This window comes from Streptococcus sp. HMSC073D05 (assembly GCF_001812015.1).
Lineage (GTDB): Bacteria > Bacillota > Bacilli > Lactobacillales > Streptococcaceae > Streptococcus > Streptococcus parasanguinis_D.
This window is the reverse complement of record NZ_KV807481.1, coordinates 1-22,943: the sequence shown is the minus strand read 5'-3', so window position 1 is coordinate 22,943 and position 22,943 is coordinate 1. Positions and strand designations below refer to the sequence as shown.

At 42.8% G+C, this 22,943-nt stretch carries 25 protein-coding genes; 24 read left to right on the top strand and 1 reads right to left on the bottom strand.

The features are described 5' to 3' along the window. The first annotated feature begins 86 nt into the window (after positions 1 to 86). The 22 genes from gatC (at position 87) to HMPREF2832_RS00305 (ending at position 20,430) form a co-directional block, all read left to right on the top strand. On the top strand, positions 87 to 389 hold the full coding sequence (gene gatC, locus HMPREF2832_RS00410; protein WP_002884769.1) for an Asp-tRNA(Asn)/Glu-tRNA(Gln) amidotransferase subunit GatC: 303 nt from the start codon (positions 87 to 89) through the stop codon (positions 387 to 389). Beyond that, entirely contained in the window at positions 389 to 1,855 is a 1,467-nt protein-coding gene (gene gatA / locus HMPREF2832_RS00405) for an Asp-tRNA(Asn)/Glu-tRNA(Gln) amidotransferase subunit GatA (RefSeq protein ID WP_070505224.1), read from the top strand. The genes gatC and gatA overlap by 1 nt, the downstream gene beginning before the upstream one ends. Then, positions 1,855 to 3,297 carry an Asp-tRNA(Asn)/Glu-tRNA(Gln) amidotransferase subunit GatB gene (gatB, locus tag HMPREF2832_RS00400; RefSeq protein WP_070505223.1) on the top strand — a complete coding sequence of 481 codons (1,443 nt, stop codon included), beginning with the start codon at positions 1,855 to 1,857 and terminating at the stop codon, positions 3,295 to 3,297. The genes gatA and gatB overlap by 1 nt, the downstream gene beginning before the upstream one ends. Positions 3,298 to 3,396: 99 nt before the next feature. Continuing rightward, on the top strand, positions 3,397 to 3,780 hold the full coding sequence (locus HMPREF2832_RS00395) for a hypothetical protein (RefSeq protein ID WP_070505222.1): 384 nt from the start codon (positions 3,397 to 3,399) through the stop codon (positions 3,778 to 3,780). 137 nt (positions 3,781 to 3,917) lie between these two features. Then, positions 3,918 to 4,961: a 2,3-butanediol dehydrogenase gene (locus tag HMPREF2832_RS00390; RefSeq protein WP_021153756.1), complete on the top strand. Its 1,044-nt coding sequence runs from the start codon at positions 3,918 to 3,920 to the stop codon at positions 4,959 to 4,961. Between the two features lie 95 nt (positions 4,962 to 5,056). Then, positions 5,057 to 5,968, top strand: a complete 912-nt coding sequence (locus HMPREF2832_RS00385) for a DMT family transporter (protein WP_070505221.1) — start codon at positions 5,057 to 5,059, stop codon at positions 5,966 to 5,968. A gap of 154 nt (positions 5,969 to 6,122) precedes the next feature. Continuing rightward, on the top strand, positions 6,123 to 7,211 hold the full coding sequence (locus HMPREF2832_RS00380) for a DUF4352 domain-containing protein (RefSeq protein ID WP_070505220.1): 1,089 nt from the start codon (positions 6,123 to 6,125) through the stop codon (positions 7,209 to 7,211). Positions 7,212 to 7,356: 145 nt separating this feature from the next. Continuing rightward, on the top strand, positions 7,357 to 8,502 hold the full coding sequence (locus HMPREF2832_RS00375) for an amidohydrolase (RefSeq protein ID WP_070505219.1): 1,146 nt from the start codon (positions 7,357 to 7,359) through the stop codon (positions 8,500 to 8,502). 120 nt (positions 8,503 to 8,622) lie between these two features. After that, positions 8,623 to 9,450 carry an amino acid ABC transporter substrate-binding protein gene (locus tag HMPREF2832_RS00370; protein WP_021153751.1) on the top strand — a complete coding sequence of 276 codons (828 nt, stop codon included), beginning with the start codon at positions 8,623 to 8,625 and terminating at the stop codon, positions 9,448 to 9,450. 24 nt (positions 9,451 to 9,474) lie between these two features. Beyond that, the gene (locus HMPREF2832_RS00365) at positions 9,475 to 10,338 is read left to right on the top strand and encodes a MetQ/NlpA family ABC transporter substrate-binding protein (protein ID WP_024056431.1); all 864 of its coding nucleotides are present in this window, start codon (positions 9,475 to 9,477) and stop codon (positions 10,336 to 10,338) included. Between the two features lie 72 nt (positions 10,339 to 10,410). Next, positions 10,411 to 11,784 (top strand): M20/M25/M40 family metallo-hydrolase, encoded by a 1,374-nt coding sequence (locus HMPREF2832_RS00360; RefSeq protein ID WP_070505218.1) that lies wholly within the window; start codon positions 10,411 to 10,413, stop codon positions 11,782 to 11,784. Then, positions 11,777 to 12,844, top strand: coding sequence for a methionine ABC transporter ATP-binding protein (locus HMPREF2832_RS00355; protein ID WP_070505217.1), 1,068 nt, complete (start codon positions 11,777 to 11,779; stop codon positions 12,842 to 12,844). The genes HMPREF2832_RS00360 and HMPREF2832_RS00355 overlap by 8 nt, the downstream gene beginning before the upstream one ends. Next, complete coding sequence (locus HMPREF2832_RS00350; protein WP_003008487.1) at positions 12,841 to 13,533, top strand: methionine ABC transporter permease; 693 nt, start codon at positions 12,841 to 12,843, stop codon at positions 13,531 to 13,533. Before HMPREF2832_RS00355 ends, HMPREF2832_RS00350 begins: the two co-directional genes overlap by 4 nt. Positions 13,534 to 13,545: 12 nt before the next feature. Continuing rightward, the gene (locus tag HMPREF2832_RS00345; protein WP_070505216.1) at positions 13,546 to 14,133 is read left to right on the top strand and encodes an MptD family putative ECF transporter S component; all 588 of its coding nucleotides are present in this window, start codon (positions 13,546 to 13,548) and stop codon (positions 14,131 to 14,133) included. 125 nt (positions 14,134 to 14,258) lie between these two features. Continuing rightward, positions 14,259 to 14,453, top strand: coding sequence for a helix-turn-helix transcriptional regulator (locus HMPREF2832_RS00340; RefSeq protein WP_003005328.1), 195 nt, complete (start codon positions 14,259 to 14,261; stop codon positions 14,451 to 14,453). Positions 14,454 to 14,481: 28 nt separating this feature from the next. Then, positions 14,482 to 14,964 carry a DUF6773 family protein gene (locus HMPREF2832_RS00335; RefSeq protein WP_049492393.1) on the top strand — a complete coding sequence of 161 codons (483 nt, stop codon included), beginning with the start codon at positions 14,482 to 14,484 and terminating at the stop codon, positions 14,962 to 14,964. 10 nt (positions 14,965 to 14,974) lie between these two features. After that, positions 14,975 to 15,466: a DUF6773 family protein gene (locus tag HMPREF2832_RS00330; protein ID WP_049492396.1), complete on the top strand. Its 492-nt coding sequence runs from the start codon at positions 14,975 to 14,977 to the stop codon at positions 15,464 to 15,466. A 150-nt stretch (positions 15,467 to 15,616) separates the two neighbouring features. Continuing rightward, positions 15,617 to 16,600 (top strand): oxygen-dependent tRNA uridine(34) hydroxylase TrhO, encoded by a 984-nt coding sequence (locus HMPREF2832_RS00325; protein WP_070505215.1) that lies wholly within the window; start codon positions 15,617 to 15,619, stop codon positions 16,598 to 16,600. A 99-nt stretch (positions 16,601 to 16,699) separates the two neighbouring features. Beyond that, complete coding sequence (locus HMPREF2832_RS00320; RefSeq protein WP_070505214.1) at positions 16,700 to 17,605, top strand: DUF4299 family protein; 906 nt, start codon at positions 16,700 to 16,702, stop codon at positions 17,603 to 17,605. A 157-nt stretch (positions 17,606 to 17,762) separates the two neighbouring features. Continuing rightward, entirely contained in the window at positions 17,763 to 18,536 is a 774-nt protein-coding gene (locus HMPREF2832_RS00315; RefSeq protein WP_070505213.1) for a nucleoside phosphorylase, read from the top strand. 155 nt (positions 18,537 to 18,691) lie between these two features. Then, a complete protein-coding gene (locus HMPREF2832_RS00310) occupies positions 18,692 to 19,444 on the top strand; it encodes an SDR family oxidoreductase (protein ID WP_070505212.1) in 753 nt (250 codons plus the stop codon). Between the two features lie 83 nt (positions 19,445 to 19,527). Then, positions 19,528 to 20,430, top strand: coding sequence for a carbohydrate kinase family protein (locus HMPREF2832_RS00305; RefSeq protein WP_070505211.1), 903 nt, complete (start codon positions 19,528 to 19,530; stop codon positions 20,428 to 20,430). Between the two features lie 214 nt (positions 20,431 to 20,644). Here HMPREF2832_RS00305 and rsmG read toward each other — a convergent pair whose 3' ends face one another. Beyond that, positions 20,645 to 21,358 (bottom strand): 16S rRNA (guanine(527)-N(7))-methyltransferase RsmG, encoded by a 714-nt coding sequence (gene rsmG / locus HMPREF2832_RS00300; RefSeq protein ID WP_070449265.1) that lies wholly within the window; start codon positions 21,356 to 21,358, stop codon positions 20,645 to 20,647. 70 nt (positions 21,359 to 21,428) lie between these two features. On the opposite strand from rsmG, the gene HMPREF2832_RS00295 reads away from it, so the two are divergent. Both HMPREF2832_RS00295 and htpX read left to right on the top strand, forming a co-directional pair. Beyond that, positions 21,429 to 21,989 (top strand): LemA family protein, encoded by a 561-nt coding sequence (locus HMPREF2832_RS00295; RefSeq protein WP_003017390.1) that lies wholly within the window; start codon positions 21,429 to 21,431, stop codon positions 21,987 to 21,989. A gap of 1 nt (position 21,990) precedes the next feature. Next, positions 21,991 to 22,887, top strand: coding sequence for a zinc metalloprotease HtpX (gene htpX, locus HMPREF2832_RS00290; RefSeq protein WP_003008442.1), 897 nt, complete (start codon positions 21,991 to 21,993; stop codon positions 22,885 to 22,887). Positions 22,888 to 22,943 lie beyond the last annotated feature (56 nt).

Genomic DNA, 22,943 nt, shown 5'->3' with positions numbered 1-22,943 from the left:
TTTTCTTATTTTGATGCAACATGAAAAGCTAAAATTATGATACAATAGAAGGTATTGGAAATTATCATTTCACGAAAGGAAGCAAGATGAAAATTACGCAAGAAGAGGTAACCCACGTTGCCAATCTTTCAAAATTGAAATTCTCTCCAGAAGAGACAGCTGAGTTTGCGACAACCTTATCGAAGATTGTCGACATGGTGGAATTGTTGGAAGAAGTGGACACAACAGGTGTTGCCCCAACAACGACCATGGCTGACCGCAAGACCGTATTGCGTCCGGATGTTGCTGAAAAAGGGACTGACCGTGACCGCTTGTTTAAAAATGTACCTGAAAAAGATAACTATTACATCAAGGTACCAGCTATCCTAGAAGATGGAGGAGATGCCTAATGTCATTCAACCATAAAACCATTGAAGAGTTGCACGACCTCCTTGTCTCTAAGGAAATTTCAGCAACGGAATTGACACAAGCGACGCTTGATGATATCAAGGCGCGTGAAGAAGCAGTCAATGCCTTTGTAACGGTGGCCGAAGAAGCTGCCCTTGCACAAGCTAAGGCCATTGATGAAAAAGGAATCGATGCAGACAACCTCCTGTCAGGGATTCCACTCGCTGTCAAAGACAATATCTCAACAGATGGCATCTTGACCACTGCGGCTTCAAAAATGCTCTATAACTACGAGCCAATCTTTGATGCGACAGCTGTTGCCAATGCCAAAACCAAAGATATGATTGTCATCGGGAAGACCAACATGGATGAGTTTGCCATGGGTGGATCTGGTGAAACATCTTACTATGGCGCGACTAAAAACGCTTGGGACCACAGCAAGGTGCCTGGTGGATCTTCTAGTGGTTCAGCAGCTTCTGTAGCTTCAGGGCAAGTCCGTTTGTCCCTTGGTTCAGATACCGGTGGTTCTATTCGTCAACCAGCTGCTTTTAACGGGATTGTTGGTCTCAAACCTACTTATGGAACAGTTTCACGTTTTGGTCTCATTGCCTTTGGTAGCTCACTTGACCAAATTGGTACTTTCTCACCAACGGTTAAGGAAAATGCCCAATTGCTTAATGTCATTGCCAGTGAAGATGCCAAGGATTCAACATCTGCACCTGTTCGTGTAGCAGACTTTACTTCTAAGATTGGTCAAGACATTAAAGGCATGAAGATTGCCCTTCCTAAGGAATACCTCGGTGAAGGGATTGATCCAGAAGTCAAAGAAACCATCCTCAATGCGGCTAAACACTTTGAAAAATTGGGAGCAACTGTCGAAGAAGTCAGCTTGCCTCACTCTAAATACGGGGTTGCCGTTTACTACATCATCGCTTCATCTGAAGCTTCTTCAAACTTGCAACGTTTCGACGGTATTCGCTATGGTTTCCGTGCAGAAGATGCTAAAAACTTGGATGATATCTACGTGAACACTCGTAGTCAAGGCTTTGGCGATGAGGTCAAACGCCGTATCATGCTTGGTACCTTTAGTTTGTCATCTGGTTACTACGATGCTTACTACAAGAAAGCTGGTCAAGTCCGTACCCTTATTATCCAAGACTTCGAAAAAGTCTTTGCGGATTATGACCTTATCCTTGGTCCAACAGCTCCAAGTGTAGCCTTTGATTTGGATTCGCTCAACCATGATCCGGTTGCCATGTACTTGGCTGACCTCTTGACCATTCCAGTCAACTTGGCAGGTCTTCCAGGGATTTCGATTCCTGCAGGTTTTGCGCAAGGTCTTCCAGTTGGTTTGCAGTTGATTGGTCCTAAGTATTCTGAAGAAACCATCTACCAAGCTGCAGCTGCCTTTGAAGCAACGACGGATTACCACAAGCAACAACCCCTTATTTTCGGAGGTGACAATTAATGAACTTTGAAACAGTCATCGGACTTGAAGTCCACGTTGAATTGAATACAAACTCAAAAATTTTCTCACCAACCTCTGCTCACTTTGGAAATGAGCAAAATGCCAATACCAATGTGATTGACTGGTCTTTCCCAGGGGTGCTTCCTGTCTTGAACAAGGGTGTTGTAGATGCTGGTATCAAGGCTGCTTTGGCGCTGAATATGGATATCCATCAGCACATGCACTTTGACCGTAAGAACTATTTCTATCCTGATAATCCAAAGGCTTACCAAATTTCGCAATTTGACGAGCCAATCGGATATAACGGTTGGATTGAAGTGCAATTGGAAGATGGCTCAACCAAGAAAATCGGGATTGAACGGGCCCACTTGGAAGAAGATGCTGGTAAGAACACGCACGGAACAGACGGCTTCTCTTACGTAGACCTTAACCGTCAAGGGGTTCCATTGATCGAAATCGTATCTGAAGCAGATATGCGTTCTCCAGAAGAAGCCTACGCCTATTTGACAGCTTTGAAAGAAGTCATCCAATACACAGGTATCTCTGATGTCAAGATGGAAGAAGGATCGATGCGGGTCGATGCCAACATTTCCCTTCGTCCATACGGTCAAGAGGAATTTGGTACCAAGACTGAGTTGAAGAACTTGAACTCTTTCTCAAACGTCCGTAAAGGTCTTGAATACGAAGTTGAGCGTCAAGCGAAAATCTTGCGTTCAGGTGGGGTCATTCGTCAAGAAACACGCCGTTATGATGAGGCCAACAAGAGCACGATTCTTATGCGTGTCAAAGAAGGGGCAGCGGATTACCGTTACTTCCCAGAACCAGACCTTCCCTTGTTTGAAATCTCAGATGAGTGGATCGAAGAAATGCGTACGGAGTTGCCAGAGTTTCCAAAAGACCGCCGTGCTCGCTATGTGGCAGAGCTTGGCTTGTCTGACTATGATGCCAACCAATTGACAGCGACGAAAGTCACTTCTGACTTCTTTGAAGCAGCCGTAGCCCTTGGTGGAGATGCCAAGCAAGTGTCTAACTGGCTCCAAGGTGAAGTGGCGCAATTCATGAATGCAGAAGGCAAAACACTGGAAGAAATCCAATTGACACCAGAAAACTTGGTCGAAATGATTTCCATTATCGAAGATGGAACCATTTCTTCTAAGATTGCCAAGAAAGTCTTCGTTCACTTGGCAAAAAACGGTGGCGGTGCGCGTGAATACGTCGAAAAAGCCGGATTGGTACAGATTTCAGACCCTGAAGTCTTGATTCCAATCATCCACCAAGTCTTCGCAGACAATGAAGCAGCCGTAGCCGACTTCAAGTCAGGTAAACGGAATGCGGACAAGGCCTTCACAGGTTTCCTAATGAAAGCAACCAAAGGCCAAGCCAACCCACAAGTAGCCCTCAAGTTACTTGCCCAAGAATTGGCGAAGTTGAAAGAAGATTGATAGAAAAAGAACCAGCCGAGAGGTTGGTTTTTACTATCCATAAAATTGTGTTAGAATAGGAAAGACCATTACATATCAACTAGCATTAGGAGGAGTCACATGAACAAATTTTTAAGAGTTTTATTTATCCTAGTCATTATCGCTATGTCTGGAGCGATTATCTTCCAACTATTCTTTCCATCCTATATGGGAAGTCATTCGGGATATGGTATTTCTGTCGGTTGGCAACGGGAGATTGGGATTTGGAATATGGCAGTCCTTGTGATCTTGATTGCCGTCAATCTCAAATACGATTGGTTTTATCTTCGGACGGTACTAGTGGCCTTGATCATCGGTGGGTTTGGAATTGGGACCAATCATCTTTTCAGTTATTTTCACTATCATCTGCCGGTCAATGGGATTGGTGCGCTTGAAAATTATCTCCTAGTCCTTGGTTGGATTGTTGGGTGGAGATTGGAATCTTCTCGGATCAAGAAGAAATAAAAAGGAGCAGTCAAAGGGCGGCTCTTTTTTCATCTTCAGTTTTTTCTTGACAAAGTTTGTGAAAAGGCTTACAATGGATTTGTTGAGTTTCCTGAAAAGGAAAATGCAAATCATGGAAATATAAAGGAGATTATCCTATGGCTACTATGAAAGCAGCTCGCTGGCATGCAGCAAAAGACGTTCGTATCGAAGAAGTGGAAGTACCTGAAGTACAACCACATCAAGTAAAAGTGGCAGTTAAGTTCACAGGGATCTGTGGGACGGACTTGCATGAATATTTGGATGGACCGATCTTCATCCCAACTGAAGAACATGTGTATTCCGGTCAAAAAGCACCGGTTACTTTGGGACATGAATTCTCTGGTGAAATTGTAGAAGTCGGAAGTGATGTGACTCGTGTCAAAGTTGGTGATCGTGTAACGATCGAACCAATTCTTGCAGAGCACAACTTAATTGGTGATTATAACCTCGATCCAAACTTGAACTTTGTCGGACTCGCTGCAGATGGTGGTTTTGCGAAATATTGTGTTCTTGATGGTGATCTTGTCCATGTGATTCCAGATAGCTTGAGCTATGAACAAGCCGCTCTTACAGAACCTGCTGCGGTTGCTGTGTATGCCGTTCGTCAATCAGCTTTGAAAACTGGAGATACAGCTGTTATCTTTGGTTTGGGCCCAATTGGTCTTTTGATTGTTGAAGCCCTTCGTGCAGCAGGAGCATCAAAAATCTATGCGGTTGAATTGTCTCCTGAACGCCAAGCGAAAGCAGAAGAATTGGGAGCAATCGTTGTGCGCCCAGAAGAAGGAGAAACGATCGTCGAAGCCATCCATCGTTTAACAGGTGGGGGAGCAGATGTTTCTTATGAAGTTACTGGGGTCCCAGTTGTTTTAGGCCAAGCCCTTGCAGCAGTTCATAAAGCTGGGGAATGTATGGTTGTATCTATCTGGGAACGTGAAGCTAGCATCAATCCAAATGAATTCGCTATTCAAGAAAAATCCCTCAAAGGAATTATTGCCTACCGCCACATCTTCCCTAAAGTCTTGGAATTGATGGAACAAGGCTACTTCTCTGCTGAAAAATTGGTTACTAAGAAAATCAAATTGGAAAATATCGTTGAAGAAGGATTTGTTGAATTAACACAAGATAAATCCCAAATCAAGATCTTGGTTCAACCTGAATAAGCTAATAAATTTATATGAAATAAAGTAAGGCTGAAACGTGTAGTTTCGGCCTTTTATGATACAATAAAAGTAAGGAACAGATTTGGGAGGGGACTATGTCAAAAACCATGAAAGGAACGCTCATGACCTTGATTGCAGGAATTGCTTGGGGCTTATCAGGAGCTTGCGGCCAGTACCTGATGGCTCATGGATTTACAGCAATTGGTTTGACAACGATTCGCTTAGTTTTTTCAGGAGCTGTACTACTGCTTCTTGCATATCTAGCGGACCAGGAAAAAGTAAAGGCCTTTCTAACAGACCGCTCGTCATACATCCCCTTGCTTTTATTTGCATTTTTGGGTTTGTTAATGACCCAATTGACTTATTTAGAAGCGATTGATGCGACTAATGCAGGTACTGCAACTGTTTTGCAATATCTCTGTCCTATTGGAGTTTTGGCCTATTCTTGTGTTAAGGACCGAGTAGCTCCGACAGTATCTGAAATCTTTTCGATGATCTTAGCCATCGCAGGGACCTTTCTCATTGCAACCCATGGTCAACTCAATCAATTGGCAATCACTCCTAAAGGGCTAGCTTGGGGACTTGTTTCTGCCTTTGCCTATGCCCTCTACATCATTCTGCCTATTCAGTTAATTCAAAAATGGGGTAGTATGTTGGTGATTGGTATCGGTATGCTCATTCCAGGACTTGTGATGATTCCCTTCACAGGAAGAAGACTTTTTCATGGCCAATATAGCATGGATAATCTAATGGGCTTAGTTGGCTTAGTGGTGATTGGGACCATATTTGCCTATACGGTCTTTTTGAAAGGGACAACTCTGATTGGACCGGTCAAAGGTAGCCTTCTTGCAGCTATTGAGCCTATTTCGGCTGTATTTTTTGCCTTTGCCATTATGAATGAACATTTCTTTGCCATTGATTTTATCGGAATGGCTATGATCCTCTTTGCGGTCCTCTTGATTTCCCTCAAGGATCTCATGATTCAAAAAGAAAAAGGAATCTTGTAAAACCAAAACCAATCATATTTTAGTTAAAAGGTTGAGACGAAGGTCTTGGCCTTTTTGTAATCCTCGCCCTCTGAGGGAGAGTTATCACTATATAGCGTATACATAGCTAGAAAAAGATGTTAAAATAGAACAAAACTTTTTTAAGGAGATGAGGATGAAAAAGATTTTTAAATGGACCCTATTTGCTGTAGCGACCTTGAGTTTAGCGGCTTGTGGAACCAGTGCTCAAAAGACAAATTCGCAGCAAGCAAAGACAGAAAAAGCAGCGAAAAGCTCTGCATCTGACGGTCAAGTCGAGGTGAGTTTAAAAGGAGGGCAATACATCAAACCACCTGTCCTCAATGACTCAGAAGACGGAAGCTATTTAGCCCTTCAATTGGAATTTAAAAATGTTGCCAAAGAATTTATCAACGTGTCAGATTCAGATATCACCATTTACGATGCGGATAATAACAAGGTCAAATTGCAGTCAGGAATTTATGACCACAGTGAAGCCTTCCAACTGCTCAAGAGTGATCAGTTGGCCCAGGATAAAAAATTAACCGGCTATATCGTTTTTCCAGTCGAAAAAGGTAAAAAATATGAAGTGCAGTATGAACGAAAAACCTATAGCTCTGATAAAAAATCCAAGCCTTTAAAATTTGCGGTGGATTCTTCTCAGTATGAGGACAAGGTGGAAGCTTCCACTCTTCTAGCAGATGAATACATCAATCAAGTTTACTTCAGTGGCCAACGAAAGGTCAAAAAGGATGATGCTTTTGTTTTGGGAACTGATTTGAAAAAGGAAGCCAGTGATTTCCGTGCGAAATTTGCAGCTGACTTCACTCGCAAACTACATGATTACCAATTCCCTGAAGAAGAAGTGACCCAGTTTATCGATGCTTATGAAAAGGAAAATGCTAAGCGCGCAAAATTAACCTATAAGGTTAAACAATATCTCCCAGACAAGGTAGTCATTAGTCTAAATCCTGAGACAGTCAGCATGGAAAAGACGATCTTAAACCACATGCAGACCTTCTATCAGGAACATCGAAAAGACTACCCAGGGATCATCGAAGCAAACCAGGCTCAAAACAAAGCCTATAGAGAGGAAATGATGGCTTCTCTTGCAGATCGTCCCTTGACGACGCCGGATCGGTACGACTACCAGTTGACCTTTGTTAAGAAAGATGGCAAATGGGAAGTAGAAAAAGCCTATAATAGTGATAGCTTTATGGAAAAATTCGAGGGAAATCTTTCTTAATGCTGAAGTTGGCACTCCTAGGATATGAATCTAGGAGTGTTTTTGTCTATAGTTTTAAACTATATCAAAACCCAAGAAACAGAAATTAGACGGAAATACCTATTAGTGATAAAATAATTTTAAGTTTGAAAGGAGATGAAGGCTTGTGTCTTTTTCTTATGAAGAGTTAGCAGAGATTCGCCACTATATCCACCAACACCCAGAATTGTCTGGTCAAGAATACCAGACAACCGCCTTTCTAAAAGAGCGTTTAGAAGAGTTGGGGATTCGTATTTTAGAGAGTGGATTAAAAACGGGTCTGATTGCAGAAATTGGGTCCGGCCAACCGGTGGTGGCACTTCGAGCAGATATCGATGCCCTTCCAATTTTGGAACAAACAAATCTGCCCTACCAAAGTCAGAATCCAGGCATCATGCATGCATGTGGCCATGATTTTCATCAAACCAGTCTTCTGGGAGCAGCAGCTCTTCTCAAGGAAAAAGAAGACCAGCTTGAAGGGACCGTACGCTTGATCTTTCAACCAGCAGAAGAAATCTCAGAAGGTGCTTCTGATGTTTTGGCAACAGGACTGTTGGAGGATGTTCAAGGAATTATTGGTTTTCACAACATTCCTCAGCTAAAAGCAGGGCAACTTGCCTTGAATGCTGGAGCTATGATGGCAGGGGTTGAGAAATTCAAGGTTACCGTGACAGGGGTTAGTAGCCATGCTGCGAGACCGGATTTGGGAGTTGACACTGTAACGGCTGTCACAACCATGGTTCAGAACTTACAATTATTAATTTCACGGACCGTTTCTCCTTTTGAAACAGCTGTTTTGTCCATTACGCACCTGGATGTGGGCTCAACCTGGAATGTGCTCCCAAAATCAGGCTATTTTGAAGGAACCATTCGTTCCTTTAATCCGAGTGTGCAAAGAGACTTGAAGGCACATTTTATTTCTATCATTCGACACATTGCAGAAAGTCTGGAAGTAGATGTGGCTTTTGAGTGGGGTGTGACCCCGCCCGTTACCTTTAATGATGAGGAATTGACGCAGGTGGTTTGGGAAGCTTCACAAGGTTTGGCTGAAGTGATTCCAGCAAATCCTTCTACTGCTGGAGAAGACTTCGCCTTTTACCAAGAGCGAATTCCTGGAGTCTTTGCCTTTATCGGTTCGAATGGAGAGCCGGATGCGCCAGACCTCCATCATGATCACATGACCATCGATGATGCAGCCTTTGAGGTATCGGTTCCCTATTATGTTGAAAATGCGCAAGCTTTATTGCGATATTTTAAGGCCAAAGAAGTGTGATAAAGAAAAACTATCACCTCCATAAAAAATATATATTAGGCAAGTAAATGCTTTTTTGATAAAATTAAAAAATACTTTTAAAATGGCGTTTTATGTGCCTGAAACGAATAAGGAGATCCTATGAATCTAAAAAAAGTGATTAAGTATTCTGCTTTAGGATTAGTTGCAGTCCTTGCAACCAGTGCTTTAGTAGCATGTTCATCTGGTAAATCAGCCAGTGGTAAGAAAACCATTGAAGTTGGGACTGTTGGAACAACAAAACCATTCTCTTACGAAGAAAAAGACGGCAAGCTAACCGGTTATGAAATCGAAGTTTTGCGTGAAATCTTCAAAGGTTCAGACAAATATGAAGTAAACTTTAACAAAACAGAGTGGTCTTCAGTCTTTGCTGGCTTAGATAGTGACCGTTTCCAAATCGGTGCCAACAACATTAGTTACTCAAAAGAGCGGGAAGAAAAATACCTCTATCCAAATCCATATGCTCGCAATCCATTAGTATTGGTCGTACCAAAAGATTCTTCTATTAAATCGTTGGATGACATTGGTGGCAAGAAAACAGAAGTTGTTCAAGGAACATCTACTGCTAAACAATTAGAAGATTACAATAAAAAACATTCAGATAATCCAACTAACTTGCAATACACAGATGGAACCATTCAAACCATCATGGCTAATTTAGCGGATGGTCGTACAGATTACAAGATCTTCGAACGGATCTCAGTAGATACTATCATTCGTGATCAAGGCTATGACAACTTGAAGGTTATCGAGCTTCCAAGCGACCAACAACCTTATGTGTATCCAATTATTGCAAAAGAAGATAAAGACCTTCAAAAATTTGTCAACAAACGTATCAAGGAACTCTATGACAATGGAACCCTTGAAAAACTGTCTAAAAAATACTTTGGTGGAGTTTATCTACCAGAAGCAAAAGATATTAAAGAATAATATATAATTAAAGGAGACTTCAAAATGAAATTGAAAAAAATTCTTGGTTTAACAGCTCTTGCAGCTATTGCAACATTTGCTCTTGCAGCATGTGGTTCTTCAAAATCATCTAGTAAAGATGGTGAAACAACTGTAAAAGTGGGTGTTATGACTTTGAGCGACACTGAAAAAGCTCGTTGGGATCAAGTTCAAAAGAACTTGGATGACGCTAAAACAGGGATCAAATTGGAATTCACTCAATTTACAGACTACTCACAACCAAACGTGGCTGTAAAAGATGGTAGCGTGGATATCAATGCTTTCCAACACTACAACTTCCTTGATAACTGGAACTCTAAAAACGACAAGGCCCTTGTTGCAGTAGCAGATACGTACATCGCTCCAATCCGTCTTTACTCTGGTACAGAAAACGGTAAAAACAAATACACTTCAATTAAAGAAATTCCTAAAGGTGGAACAATCGCTGTACCAAATGACCCAACAAATGAAAGCCGTGCCTTGTATGTCTTGCAATCAGCTGGTTTGATTAAATTGGATACCAAAGATGGTCAATTGGCAAACGTGTCAAATATCAAAGAAAATTCAAAAGATTTGAAGATTTCTGAATTGGATGCTTCACAAACACCATCTGCTCTTCCATCAGTAGATGCTGCAGTCATCAATAATACCTTCGTTCGTGAAGCAGGCGTTGATTTCAAAAAAGCTATCTATGTTGAAAAGAAAGACAACAACTCAAAACAATGGTACAACGTGATCGCTGCTAAGAAAGATTGGGAAAAATCTGATAAAGCAAAAGCAATCAAAGAAATCATCAAAGCCTATCACAAAGACAATGTGAAGAAAGTGATCGAAGAATCTTCAGAAGGAATGGACCAACCAGTCTTCTAAGATTTGATCTCAAGTGTATGAAGGAGGTGGAGAAGCAATTCTCTACCTCTTATCGTGTATTAGGAGGAATGCATGCCTTTTGCAACAGAAGCGGAACAAATCCGTAAATTTGAAAATGATGAGGTCGCACAACATTATTTTGAAGTGTTGCGAACCTTGATTTCAAAAAAATCCATCTTTGCCCAACAAGTTGGTCTCAAGGAAGTAGCTAACTATTTGGGGGAAATTTTTACAGCTGCAGGAGCCAAAGTCGAAGTGGATGATAGCTATACAGCACCTTTTGTGATTGCCAAATTTTTCTCGCCAAATCCTGAAGCCAAAACTATCATTTTTTATAACCACTATGATACGGTACCAGCTGATGGAGACCAACCTTGGACGGGAGATCCTTTCACCTTATCGGTTCATTATGGAACCATGTACGGTCGAGGGGTTGATGATGATAAGGGGCATATCACAGCTCGTCTCACAGCTCTTCGAAAATACATTCGTGAAAGTGGTGATTTGCCAGTCAATATCACCTTTATCATCGAAGGGGCAGAGGAGTCTGCATCGACGGACTTGGATAAATACTTGGCTAAACATAAGAAACACTTGCGTGGGGCGGACCTCTTAGTTTGGGAACAAGGTACCCGAAATAATCAGGGTCAGTTGGAAATTTCCGGTGGTAGCAAAGGGATCGTCACCTTTGATATGGTGGTGAAGAGTGCAGAAGTGGATATTCATTCCAGCTATGGCGGCGTGGTGGACTCTGCTTCTTGGTATTTGTTAAATGCTATCGCCAGTCTTCGTGACAAAGAAGGCCAAATCTTGGTGGATGGGATTTATGATCAGATCCAAGAACCCAATGAACGCGAGCTAGCTTTGATCGAGCAATATGCCAACAAAGGACCAGAAGATGTAGCAGAAACCTATGGTCTAAACCTTCCAATCTTGAAGGAAGACCGAAAAGAATTCCTGCGCCGTTTCTATTTTGAACCAGCCCTGAATATTGAAGGTTTTGGCTCTGGTTACCAAGGCCAAGGTGTTAAAACGATTCTTCCGGCAGAGGCACGTGCCAAGATGGAGGTGCGCTTGGTTCCTGGACTGGATCCCAAGGATGTCTTAGAAAAGATCAAGCAGCAATTGAAGAAAAATGGCTATGATCAGGTCGAATTGGTCTATACTCTTGGTGAAATGAGTTACCGAAGTGATATGAGTGCCCCATCGATTTTAAATGTCATTCGGCTGGCCAAAGACTTCTATAGAGAAGGAGTTTCTGTTCTTCCAACAACAGCGGGGACAGGACCCATGCATACGGTATTTGAGGCTTTGCAGGTACCGATGGCAGCCTTTGGAATTGGCAATGCCAATAGCCGTGATCATGGGGGCGACGAAAATGTGAAAATCGCCGATTATTACACCCATATTGAATTGATAAAGGAGTTAATAGCAAGTTATGAGTAAAGCAATGATTCAGCTGGACCACATTGATGTGACCTTCCAGCAAAAGAAACGTCAGATCCAAGCCGTCAAAGATGTGACCATTCATATTAATGAAGGCGATATCTATGGGATTGTAGGGTATTCTGGAGCCGGAAAATCGACCTTGGTTCGGGTGATCAATCTCTTGCAAGTGCCTAGTGCCGGAACCATCACTGTGGATGGGGATGTGATTTATCAAGATCAGGTGACCCTAAAACCGGCTGCCCTTCGGGAGAAACGTCGGGATATCGGAATGATTTTCCAACACTTCAACTTGATGGCTCAAATGACTGTCGCAGAAAATGTAGCATTTGCTCTTAAACATTCTAAATTGAACAAAGAACAAAAGAATGAGAAAGTGGCGAAATTGTTGGATTTGGTTGGTCTATCTGACCGTGCAGAAAATTACCCAGCCCAATTGTCTGGTGGACAAAAGCAGCGGGTAGCGATTGCGCGTGCCCTTGCCAACGATCCAAAGATTTTGATCTCAGATGAGTCAACTTCAGCCTTGGATCCAAAGACGACCAAACAAATTTTAGCTTTGTTGCAAGAATTGAACAAAAAACTTGGTTTAACCATTGTCTTGATCACCCATGAGATGCAAATTGTAAAAGATATTGCCAACCGGGTAGCTGTCATGCAAAATGGCGAACTGATTGAAGAAGGGTCTGTTTTAGATATCTTCTCGAATCCGAAAAATGCTTTGACGCAAGACTTTATCACGGTTGCAACAGGAATCGATGAAGCCATGGTAAAAATCAACCAACAAGCGATTGTTAAGAATTTGCCTGATGATTCGATTTTAGCGCATCTCAAGTATGCGGGTTCTGTGACAGATACAGCTATCATCAATGATATTTACAAGCAGTACCAAGTATCTGCCAACATTTTATTTGGGAACATCGAGATCCTTGATAACACGCCTGTTGGAGAATTGGTGGTCATCTTATCAGGTGAAAATCAAAATCTGGAGACGGCCAAAGCTGAGTTAGAAAATGCAGGAGTTTCCGTGACTATTGTGAAAGATGGGAGAAAAGCATGATCCAGTTAATTCAAACATATTTACCAAATGTCTATAAATTAGGGTGGTCTGGCCAGTATGGATGGGGAACCGCTATTTACTTGACTCTTTACATGACCGTTATTTCCTTCATTATTGGTGGATTTTTAGGTTTGGTGACAGGACTTTTGTTAGTCTTGACCCGTCCAGGTGGTGTCATCGAAAATAGAATCGTTTTCCAAATTTTGGATAAAATTACTTCCTTGTTCCGCGCCATTCCTTTCATTATCTTGTTGGCCTTTATTAATCCCTTGACCTACTTGCTCTTGAAAAATACCATCGGTCCTACAGCGGCCCTTGTTCCGCTATCCTTGGCTGTCTTTCCTTTCTTTGCCCGCCAAGTCCAAGTAGTCTTGTCAGAATTGGATGGAGGCGTGATTGAAGCAGCACAAGCCAGTGGGGCAACCTTCTGGGATATTGTTGGAGTCTACCTGCGTGAAGGACTTCCTGATTTGATCCGTGTAACAACAGTGACCATCATTTCCTTGATTGGAGAAACCGCCATGGCGGGTGCCGTTGGTGCTGGAGGATTAGGAACCTTGGCCATCAACTACGGGAAAAACATGTTTAACAATGATGTCATCTTTGTGGCGACCTTATTGATCCTGATTCTGATCGTTCTGGTCCAATTTATCGGGGACTTCCTTTCGAAGAAAATTAGCCACCGTTAGGATCAGTATCCAATGAATAGAATAAATGTGAATCAAATAAAACAAGTTGGAGCCTTCACTTTCCTCTATTTTCTTGCGATTGGACTGGGGGTCTTAGTTGGAAATCTGGTCGATCATCAAGGAAATATGTTTTATGCTCCTGCCTTTTCAGCCTTGTTTGGCGGGATGATCTACCGCTATTATCTAGAAAAAATAAAAGGAGTTGGATCTATCTTTATAGTTGGCTGCGTGATTGGATCCTTCTTCCTCTTTTCGCGTCATGGTGCAGGGGCCTTTATTCCAGCCTTGATCGCCGGAAGTTTTGCGGAAATGGTCGCCTCAAGTGGTCGTTTTCGCTCGAATTTACGAAATGTCTTGTCTTTTGTCATTTTTGCCTTTGCGACGACAGGGCCCATTCTTATGATGTGGTTCTATCCAGCCAGTTACCGCATGTCGTTACTGGATCGTGGTAAATCGATAGACTATGTCAATCGAGTGATGGTATCACCAGATCTAGCGACCATCACTTGGTTTGTCCTCACGGTCATACTGGGTGCTGGATTAGGATGGGGACTATCATATATCCTACAGTCATTTCTAACAAAAAGAAGAGGAAACTAAGAAAGCCTGGGAAACCAGGCTTTCTTAGTTTTATCAAAAATATTTTTTACAAAATGCAAGATATATATTGCAAAATAGAAAATATAGTGTATAATAGAGCTATAAAAATAAGAAAGGAAAAGCCTGTGGCGAAAAATCTCAAATTAAAAATGGCCCGGGTCGAGCATGATATGACCCAGGGGGATCTTGCAGATGCCATTGGAGTGACGCGCCAGACCATCGGTCTGATTGAGGCGGGAAAGTATAACCCAACCCTCAGTCTCTGCCTTGCCATCTGTAAGACCTTGGATAAGACGCTGGATCAACTGTTCTGGGAGTAACAGTTTTAATAATAGAAAGAGGAAGAATATGAAACAAAAGAAAGAACCAATTGTAAAAGATGAACGGACTATGCTACTTGATGGAAAAATCGCAGGAGAACTTGTCCTTGGCATGACCTGCTTTATTGCCCTATCTGCCTTTGTGAAGTCCAGTATCCTGGACTTAGACCTAGTCGCTTATCTCCCTGAGATGTTCCTTCTGATTGCCATGGGGGCTTATGCTCTGCTAAGAAGGATCAGTTCAGGGATTGATATCCGAGATGTGTTAGAAAAAGATAGCTGGTTGAGTCGCCTTGGGTCAGGTCTAGTCTTTGCTGTGCTGATGATAGCCATGGATGTGATTGGAAAGCGAGAGGCAACGAGCTTTATCTTGAGTCCCAAGTATCTGATCAAAATTTTATTAGAAATCATCGTTTTTGCCATCCTGACAGATCTGCTTGAAAAACCACTTGCTCTTATCAATCGGAAAAAACAAGAGAAGATCGAGGCAGAGTTAGAGGATGAAGAATAAGGAGAAAGCAATGAGATTACAATTGCTGAACAAACAAATCATAGATGAACGAGAAGAAGGCTTAGCTAATAAGGCTGGTGCTGAGACGGCTGGTTTTCTTTTCCTTGCCTTAACTGTTTTTAGTGTGGGATCCATTTTTACATCTAAGGTGGGGCTCAGTCCAATCATGGTGGTAGCCTTACTCATCGTCTCAGGATTGTATTACTCTGTTCGTTGTCAACGATTGGGTGTGAAATTTATCAGTTATAGCTATCTAAATGTGACGGGAATTGTAGCAGTAACCTCTATTCTTTCCTTGTTCATCTGGGCTCAAAATTTTCAATTAAACCAAGCTGTCTATCAGGCAAATCCCTTCCATTCAAAATTCTTACTGGTACTTCCTATTACCTTTTTACTGAATCTTCCAATTGTATGGGGAGTCAATACCCTTGTAATGCTTCTTGCAAAAGTTGAGAAAAAACGCTATGAAGCCTATCTGGATCAATTGGAAAAAGAAGAGTAGGAAGCTGGAACCCTGGTTTCGTCGTATAAAAGTCTGGGAAACCAGGCTTTTATTTTTCAGTCAAATAAATTGCATTCGTTTTCTTGGGAGAGTATACTGGTATAGTTGAATGAAAAATTCTGATAATTTAATCTTAGAAAAGAGAATGACATGGCAAAACCTATTCGTGTATTACTTTATTATAAATATGTTCCCATCGAAAACGCAGAACAATTTGTGGCTGATCACTTGGCTTTCTGTAAATCAATCGGCCTTAAAGGTCGTATCCTAGTCGCTGATGAAGGGATTAACGGAACCGTATCTGGTGACTACGAAACAACACAAAAATACATGGACTACGTTCACAGCCTTCCAGGGATGGAAGACCTCTGGTTCAAGATTGATGAGGAAGAAGAGCAAGCTTTCAAGAAGATGTTTGTACGTTATAAGAAAGAGATTGTCCACCTTGGTTTAGAGGATGATAATTTCGATAATGACATCAATCCTCTTGAAACAACAGGTGCTTACTTGTCACCAAAAGAGTTTAAAGAAGCTCTTCTAGACGAAGATACCGTTGTCCTTGATACTCGGAATGACTACGAGTACGATCTTGGTCACTTCCGTGGGGCTATTCGTCCTGACATCCGTAACTTCCGTGAATTGCCACAATGGGTTCGTGATAACAAGGAAAAATTCATGGACAAGCGTGTTGTCGTCTACTGTACTGGTGGAGTCCGCTGTGAGAAATTCTCAGGCTGGATGGTGCGTGAAGGCTACAAAGATGTCGGTCAATTGCATGGCGGAATCGCCACTTACGGGAAAGACCCAGAAGTTCAAGGCGAACTGTGGGATGGGAAAATGTACGTCTTTGACGAGCGGATTGCAGTCGATGTCAACCATGTCGATCCAAGCGTTGTCGGAAAAGACTGGTTTGATGGAACACCATGCGAACGCTATGTCAACTGTGGAAATCCTTTCTGTAACCGTCGCATCTTGACCTCAGAAGAAAACGAAGACAAGTACCTCCGTGGCTGCTCACATGAGTGCCGAGTTCACCCTCGCAATCGCTATGTAGAAGAACACAACTTGTCACAAGCAGAAGTTCGTGAGCGTTTGGCCCTTATCGGTGAGACGCTTGATGGAGCACCTGCATAATGGAAACAAACAGTCTGAAAGCTCAGGCTGTTTTTATATGGAAATTGATTGAAAATTGTGCTATACTTTAGGTAAGCGATTTCACAAAGGAGAAAACAAATGAGTATCGTGTTTTCAATCAAAAATAAAAAGAGCTTATTTGGCTATCAGAAAGTACTCGCAGCACAGGAAGTTCTTAAATTAGTAGAAGGGTTAACAACCTACAACTATGATCCTGCCACCCTTCATCGTCCCTTAAATGATTTTGAAGGCTTGAACTGTATCGTATTTGGTAAGAGCGGTCTTCCTCTGCAGTTACGCTATTTTGATGAGGAAGAGTCTTATCAGATTCAGGTGCCCTCTTTTGCGATAGAAGAAGATTGGCAGTTGGCCCTTCGATGGATCAGTCGCCTAGGAGAAGTATTAGGAACGGAGATTGTGGCCAGTGACGGCGTAAGCTATACTCCAGATTCTGTTTTCCATTTTGATTATGAAGTCGTTATCCTAGAAACGCTGGGTAATGTGACGAAAGAAAAAGATCTAAAAGAGTTTGAAGTACAAGGCTTCGCTCATCCAGTCTATTTGGATCGGAATACAGTGCAGGAAGTCTTGAACCATGTCCATCCACTAGAAGCCTACTCTGCCTTTATCAAGAAGATTCAATATAGTGCAGCTTATTTCAGTCAAGTCCGTTTTTATCAACAGGAGGAGACAGGAGCATTTTTAGCTAGCTATAGCTTGACAGAAGATACGGATACGGTCTTGCCAAGCGTGCCACATGTTCCTGCAGAATATGTAGAAATTGTGGGCTTAGCGGGTATCATTGATTGGCGGGTTCTATTGGTTGCGATCGATGGAGATCCGGATAAGCCAGAAAATTACCATCCAATTGGCTCTCTTGCTCTGAAGAATCTATTGGCAGCGCTAGAGCCAGATGAATTCCAGCTGCTAGATGCTAGTCAAATTGAAATCAAAAAATTGTCCAAAGAACGGTTGCTAGAATTAGCGCAATTGGAAAACAAGTAAAAAATATCGCAGTGAACTGTCCTTCCGACGTTTGATCCGAAAAATCTAACGTCTGGAAGCAGTTCTTTTTTATGCTCCTTCCTTTGATCAAAAACCAATGACTAGGCTAATTGTGGTATAATAGGGGCCTAGAAGTAGAATGAAAGAGGTGCACGAAATGCTGTTAGAAGAATTTGATGCCAATCGACAGGCGATTATCAATCCACAAGACTTACACCAACCAATTGAAGGATTTCCCAAAGTAGTCATCTCTTGCTTTTCAAGAGTAACTTTTGCTCGCCTCCTTGAAAATTATGAACATGAGGTCATTGCAAGAACCTCCATGGCCAATTTTGAAGTCGTGGTCTATGGGATCACTATTGGAGACCAACAGATTGGTGCCTTTAATGCACCAGTTGGGGCTGCTTCCTGTGTGGGGATTATAGAGGACCTGATTCAATTTGGGATGGAAAAACTGGTGCTCTTTGGAACCTGTGGGGTTTTAGACCGTGATATCGAAGCGACTTCCATCATCATTCCAACGGCTGCTCTTCGCGACGAGGGGACCAGTTACCACTATCTTCCGGCTAGTGATGAAGTGGAAGTAAACAAGAAAACCCTCCCTCTCTTCCAAGCCTTTCTGGACAGTCACAAGGTTTCTTATCAGTCAGGAAAAGTGTGGACGACAGATGCACCCTACCGGGAAACCATCGACAAGATGAAGCGACGAAAGGAAGCAGGAGCCATCTGTGTGGATATGGAATGTTCGGCAGTGGCAGCCTTAGCAGCTTATAGGGGCTTTGAGCTCTGCCATTTCTTCTACGCAGCAGACCACCTCTCGGAAGAAAAATGGGATATCCGAACCTTATCTAGTCATGAGGATTTAGATAGCAAGGATCGAATCGCGGAGTTAGCCATCCAATTTGCGCTCTTTTGGGAAAAGGCAAACTAAATGAAAGAAGCAATGATTGAACTGAAGGATTTTTCCTTCCAATACAAGAAGTAATTTTGCAAGATAGGATTGTTTCATCTAGATTCTAAGTCGAGACAGAACCTGATGGATCTTTCTCAATCAGGGACGTTTTTACAATCCATGGAGGTAATGACATGTCAGAAACGATTTTAGTAACAGGAGCTTCAGCTGGCTTTGGTCAAGCGATTTGCCGTCGTTTAGTAGCAGATGGATACCGTGTGATCGGATCAGCTAGACGCATCGATAAATTACAGGCCCTTCAAGAAGAGTTGGGAGAAGCCTTTTATCCCCTGCAAATGGATGTGACGGATCTTTCTCAGGTAGATCATGCACTTGCCAGTTTGCCAAAAGATTGGGAGAAAGTGGATGTTTTGGTCAATAATGCTGGCTTGGCTCTAGGCCTCGCCCCAGCTTATGAAGCAGAGGTCGCAGACTGGCTGACCATGATTCAGACCAATATTGTCGGCCTGACCTATCTGACAAGGAAAATCTTGCCCCAGATGGTGGAACGAAATGATGGCTATATTATTAATTTGGGCTCTACAGCAGGAACTGTACCTTATCCAGGGGCCAATGTTTACGGGGCATCCAAGGCCTTTGTCAAGCAATTCTCCCTCAATCTTCGGGCAGATTTAGCTGGCAAGAAGATTCGTGTCAGCAATATTGAACCCGGTCTTTGCGAAGGGACAGAGTTCTCTTCTGTTCGCTTTAAAGGAGACGAAAAACGGGTAGAAGCCCTCTATCGAGATGCCCATGCCATTCAGCCGGAAGACATTGCCAACACAGTAGCTTGGTTGATCCAACAGCCCAAGCATGTCAATGTCAACCGGATTGAAATCATGCCGGTTTCCCAAACCTTTGGTCCTCAACCCGTTTATCGTGATTAAAAAGAGAAGCAACCACTCCACAAGGGGTTGGTTGTTTTTTATCTTTCCTCTGGTATAATAGAAGGCAAAGTAAGGAGAAAAAGATGACAGCTGCGTTAATTATTGGTTCAACCGTTTGTGATGTGATGATTTACTTGGATCGTTTGCCAAGTCGTGAAGGAGATGCCCATATTGATCACCAGCAATGGTCTGTGGGAGGTTGTGCCTTTAATGTCGTTAATATCCTTCATTTTTTGTCGCAACCCTACCAGTTTGTCTCGCCAGTCGGTTCTGGAATATATGGTGATTTTATTCGGAGAGAGCTAAAACAATTAGGGATTTCCTCTAGCATCTCATTAGAAGGGGCCAATGGTTGCTGTTACTGCTTTGTAGAGTTTGATGGTGAGCGGACCTTCTTATCGGACCACGGAGTGGAGTATAGCTTCCAAGCAGAGTGGCTAAAAGAGATTGAGACAGATCGGTTTGATTACATCTACTTATGTGGCCTTGAAGTCGAGGAGCCAACCGGTCTTGCATTGGTCCAGTCTGTTTCGCAACTAGAAGGCCAGGTGATTTTCGCACCTGGGCCACGCGGACTCTTGATTCCAAAGGATCGACTGGAAGCAATTTATGATCTGCATCCAATTCTCCATGTTAATGAGGCTGAAGCACTGGCTTTTTCAGGGTGTAGAGAGATCCAACCAGCCATCGAACACTTGTACCAGAGAACGGGACAATTGGTCATTGTCACCTTGGGTGAAAAAGGAGCAGTCGCCTATGATGGCAACTGGTATGAGGCAGACGGTTTTCCAACAGAAGTCGTCGACACAGTAGGTGCTGGAGATAGCCATGTGGGAGCCTTCATATCCGCCCGTTTAGAAGGCTTAGACATCGCGCAAGCCTTAAGATTTGCCAACAAAGTCTCTAGCCAGATTGTTGCAAGTAAGGGCGTTCATCTGACAAAAGAGCAACAAGAAGCCCTGCGAACAGAATTGAAACAAAAATAAAAAAGAGAGGGGGACAGAAATCGGTAATTCGTTAGAATTCGATTTCTTTGTCCCGCCTCCGCACAGTTGAGTAGGGCTGTAAAAGCTGATGAAATCAGCGTAGTAGAGCCCACTAAACCACTGCGTCTTGCTCGACAATCCAAGACAATTGAGAGGCTAGGACTTTTGTCCCAGCCTCTTATTTGACTTTATCCGCTTAGCCCTTTGTATCTTACTACAATGGCCTTTTATTAGGCATACCCGCTTTTCTTGGGTATTTATTGGGGGTTTCTTTTTTCTTTTCGACTACAGTGATATAGCGTGGATCCCCATTTGGCAATTCATATTGTAGATTGTCTTCAACCTTGCTAAAGAGCAGATTGAGGGCATTTTTGGCTTCTTCCAGCTCTTCTGGAGCATTGCTGGCCTTTAGAGCGAGGAGCCGTCCTCCTACTTTCAGGTAAGGGATGGTCAGTTCAGAGAGGACCTGCATGCGGGCAACCGCGCGGGCAGTTACGATATCAAATTGGGCACGAAAGGCCTTGTCTTGTGCAAAGTCCTCAGCTCGTCCATGGTAGAAATGTACTCCGCTCAAGCCCAACTCTTCAGCTAGCAAGTGAAGGAAATTGATTCGCTTATTGAGGGAATCAATAATGGTCACATCTAGCTCAGGGAATAGGATCTTCATTGGTAGGCTGGGAAAGCCAGCACCAGCTCCGATATCCAAGAGACGGATGGGTTGGTTTTCGATCAAACCTTGTAAAATGGGTGCGATAGAGTCATAAAAATGCTTGAGATAGACTTCGTCTTTTTCGGTGATGGCAGTGAGATTAATCTTCTCATTCCATTCCACGAGGAGCTCGAAATAGCGTTCGTATTGCTCTTTTTGTCGATCAGTTAATGGGAATCCGAGATCGGCTAAACGGACATAAAATTCTTCTGGTTTCATGCTATTATTTTACCACAAAATAAGGGAAATTTGATATACTGGTAGAAAGAAATGAAAGGAATTCAATAAAATGATTTGGATTATTCTTGGGATCATTGTGGTCCTTGTGTTGATTGTAGTAGGAGTTTACAACGGTTTGGTGAAAAGCCGGATGCAAACTCGTGAAGCATGGAGTCAAATTGATGTGCAATTGAAACGTCGGAATGACTTGATTCCAAACTTGATCGAAACAGTAAAAGGCTATGCCAAGTATGAAGGGGATACCCTTGCTAAGGTCACTCAACTTCGCCAACAAGTAGCTCAAGCATCTTCACCTGCAGAAGCAATGGCGGCCAGCGATGCTCTTTCTCGTCAAGTAGCAGGCATCTTTGCGGTTGCAGAAAACTACCCAGACTTGAAAGCTAACACTAACTTCATGCAGTTGCAAGAAGAATTGACCAATACAGAAAACAAAATTTCTTATGCTCGTCAATTGTACAACAGTGTCACAAGCAACTACAATGTCAAGTTGGAAACTTTCCCAACAAACGTGATTGCTGGAATGTTTGGCTTCAAACAAGCCGAATTCCTTCAAGTGCCTGAAGAAGAAAAAGCAGTACCAAAGGTGGACTTTAGCGGATTAGGAGACTAATATGCTTTTTGACCAAATTGCAAGCAATAAAAGGAGAACCTGGATTCTCCTTATTGCTTTTTTCATACTCTTAGCTCTTATCGGAGCAGCCGTTGGTTACCTCTGGTTAGGCTCCTCCCTTGGTGGCGTCATCCTAGCTTTGATTATTGGGGGAATCTATGCCTTTAGCATGATTTTCCAATCAACTGAAGTTGTCATGCGGATGAATGGAGCGCGTGAAGTGACGGAAGAGCAAGCCCCTCAACTCTACCATATTGTACAAGATATGGCCATGGTAGCTCAAATCCCTATGCCTCGAGTTTATATTGTAGATGATCCATCCATGAATGCATTTGCGACAGGGTCTAATCCTCAAAATGCAGCCGTTGCAGCGACAACAGGTCTACTGGCTGTGATGAACCGTGAGGAATTGGAGGGAGTCATCGGACACGAAGTCAGCCATATTCGCAATTACGATATCCGCATCTCTACGATTGCAGTTGCCCTTGCTAGTGCCATCACCATGCTTTCTAGCATTGGTGGTCGGATGATGTGGTGGGGCGGTGGCCGTAGCCGGGACGATGATCGAGAAGGTAGCGGTGGTTTGGAGATTGTTATGTTGATCCTTTCCTTGCTTGCCATCGTTTTAGCACCATTAGCAGCGACCTTGGTCCAGTTAGCCATTTCTCGTCAACGGGAGTTCCTAGCAGATGCTTCAAGTGTTGAATTGACGCGGAATCCTCAAGGAATGATCAATGCTTTGTTAAAACTAGACAATAGCGAACCAATGCAACGACATGTCGATGATGCGAGCAGTGCACTTTTTATCAACGATCCAAAAAAAGAAACCGGTTTGCAAAAACTCTTTTATACCCACCCACCCATTGCTGAACGGGTAGCTCGCCTAAGAAAAATGTAAAAAAAATCCACCAAACGGTGGGTTTTTTATTATGTGACTTTCAGTCCGTCTCGCTC

Bases quoted from the DNA above. Each gene is read 5' to 3' on its own strand.
- HMPREF2832_RS00335 (WP_049492393.1), top strand. From the start codon at position 14,482: ATGAAACAAAAGAAAGAACCAATTGTAAAAGATGAACGGACTATGCTA.
- HMPREF2832_RS00385 (WP_070505221.1), top strand. From the start codon at position 5,057: ATGTCAAAAACCATGAAAGGAACGCTCATGACCTTGATTGCAGGAATT.
- HMPREF2832_RS00365 (WP_024056431.1), top strand. From the start codon at position 9,475: ATGAAATTGAAAAAAATTCTTGGTTTAACAGCTCTTGCAGCTATTGCA.
- HMPREF2832_RS00395 (WP_070505222.1), top strand. From the start codon at position 3,397: ATGAACAAATTTTTAAGAGTTTTATTTATCCTAGTCATTATCGCTATG.
- HMPREF2832_RS00345 (WP_070505216.1), top strand. From the start codon at position 13,546: ATGAATAGAATAAATGTGAATCAAATAAAACAAGTTGGAGCCTTCACT.
- HMPREF2832_RS00350 (WP_003008487.1), top strand. From the start codon at position 12,841: ATGATCCAGTTAATTCAAACATATTTACCAAATGTCTATAAATTAGGG.
- HMPREF2832_RS00370 (WP_021153751.1), top strand. From the start codon at position 8,623: ATGAATCTAAAAAAAGTGATTAAGTATTCTGCTTTAGGATTAGTTGCA.
- gatC (WP_002884769.1), top strand. From the start codon at position 87: ATGAAAATTACGCAAGAAGAGGTAACCCACGTTGCCAATCTTTCAAAA.
- rsmG (WP_070449265.1), bottom strand. From the start codon at position 21,358: ATGAAACCAGAAGAATTTTATGTCCGTTTAGCCGATCTCGGATTCCCA.
- gatB (WP_070505223.1), top strand. From the start codon at position 1,855: ATGAACTTTGAAACAGTCATCGGACTTGAAGTCCACGTTGAATTGAAT.
- HMPREF2832_RS00315 (WP_070505213.1), top strand. From the start codon at position 17,763: ATGCTGTTAGAAGAATTTGATGCCAATCGACAGGCGATTATCAATCCA.
- HMPREF2832_RS00360 (WP_070505218.1), top strand. From the start codon at position 10,411: ATGCCTTTTGCAACAGAAGCGGAACAAATCCGTAAATTTGAAAATGAT.
- HMPREF2832_RS00295 (WP_003017390.1), top strand. From the start codon at position 21,429: ATGATTTGGATTATTCTTGGGATCATTGTGGTCCTTGTGTTGATTGTA.
- HMPREF2832_RS00310 (WP_070505212.1), top strand. From the start codon at position 18,692: ATGTCAGAAACGATTTTAGTAACAGGAGCTTCAGCTGGCTTTGGTCAA.
- HMPREF2832_RS00390 (WP_021153756.1), top strand. From the start codon at position 3,918: ATGGCTACTATGAAAGCAGCTCGCTGGCATGCAGCAAAAGACGTTCGT.
- HMPREF2832_RS00330 (WP_049492396.1), top strand. From the start codon at position 14,975: ATGAGATTACAATTGCTGAACAAACAAATCATAGATGAACGAGAAGAA.
- gatA (WP_070505224.1), top strand. From the start codon at position 389: ATGTCATTCAACCATAAAACCATTGAAGAGTTGCACGACCTCCTTGTC.
- htpX (WP_003008442.1), top strand. From the start codon at position 21,991: ATGCTTTTTGACCAAATTGCAAGCAATAAAAGGAGAACCTGGATTCTC.
- HMPREF2832_RS00320 (WP_070505214.1), top strand. From the start codon at position 16,700: ATGAGTATCGTGTTTTCAATCAAAAATAAAAAGAGCTTATTTGGCTAT.
- HMPREF2832_RS00380 (WP_070505220.1), top strand. From the start codon at position 6,123: ATGAAAAAGATTTTTAAATGGACCCTATTTGCTGTAGCGACCTTGAGT.
- HMPREF2832_RS00325 (WP_070505215.1), top strand. From the start codon at position 15,617: ATGGCAAAACCTATTCGTGTATTACTTTATTATAAATATGTTCCCATC.
- HMPREF2832_RS00355 (WP_070505217.1), top strand. From the start codon at position 11,777: ATGAGTAAAGCAATGATTCAGCTGGACCACATTGATGTGACCTTCCAG.
- HMPREF2832_RS00305 (WP_070505211.1), top strand. From the start codon at position 19,528: ATGACAGCTGCGTTAATTATTGGTTCAACCGTTTGTGATGTGATGATT.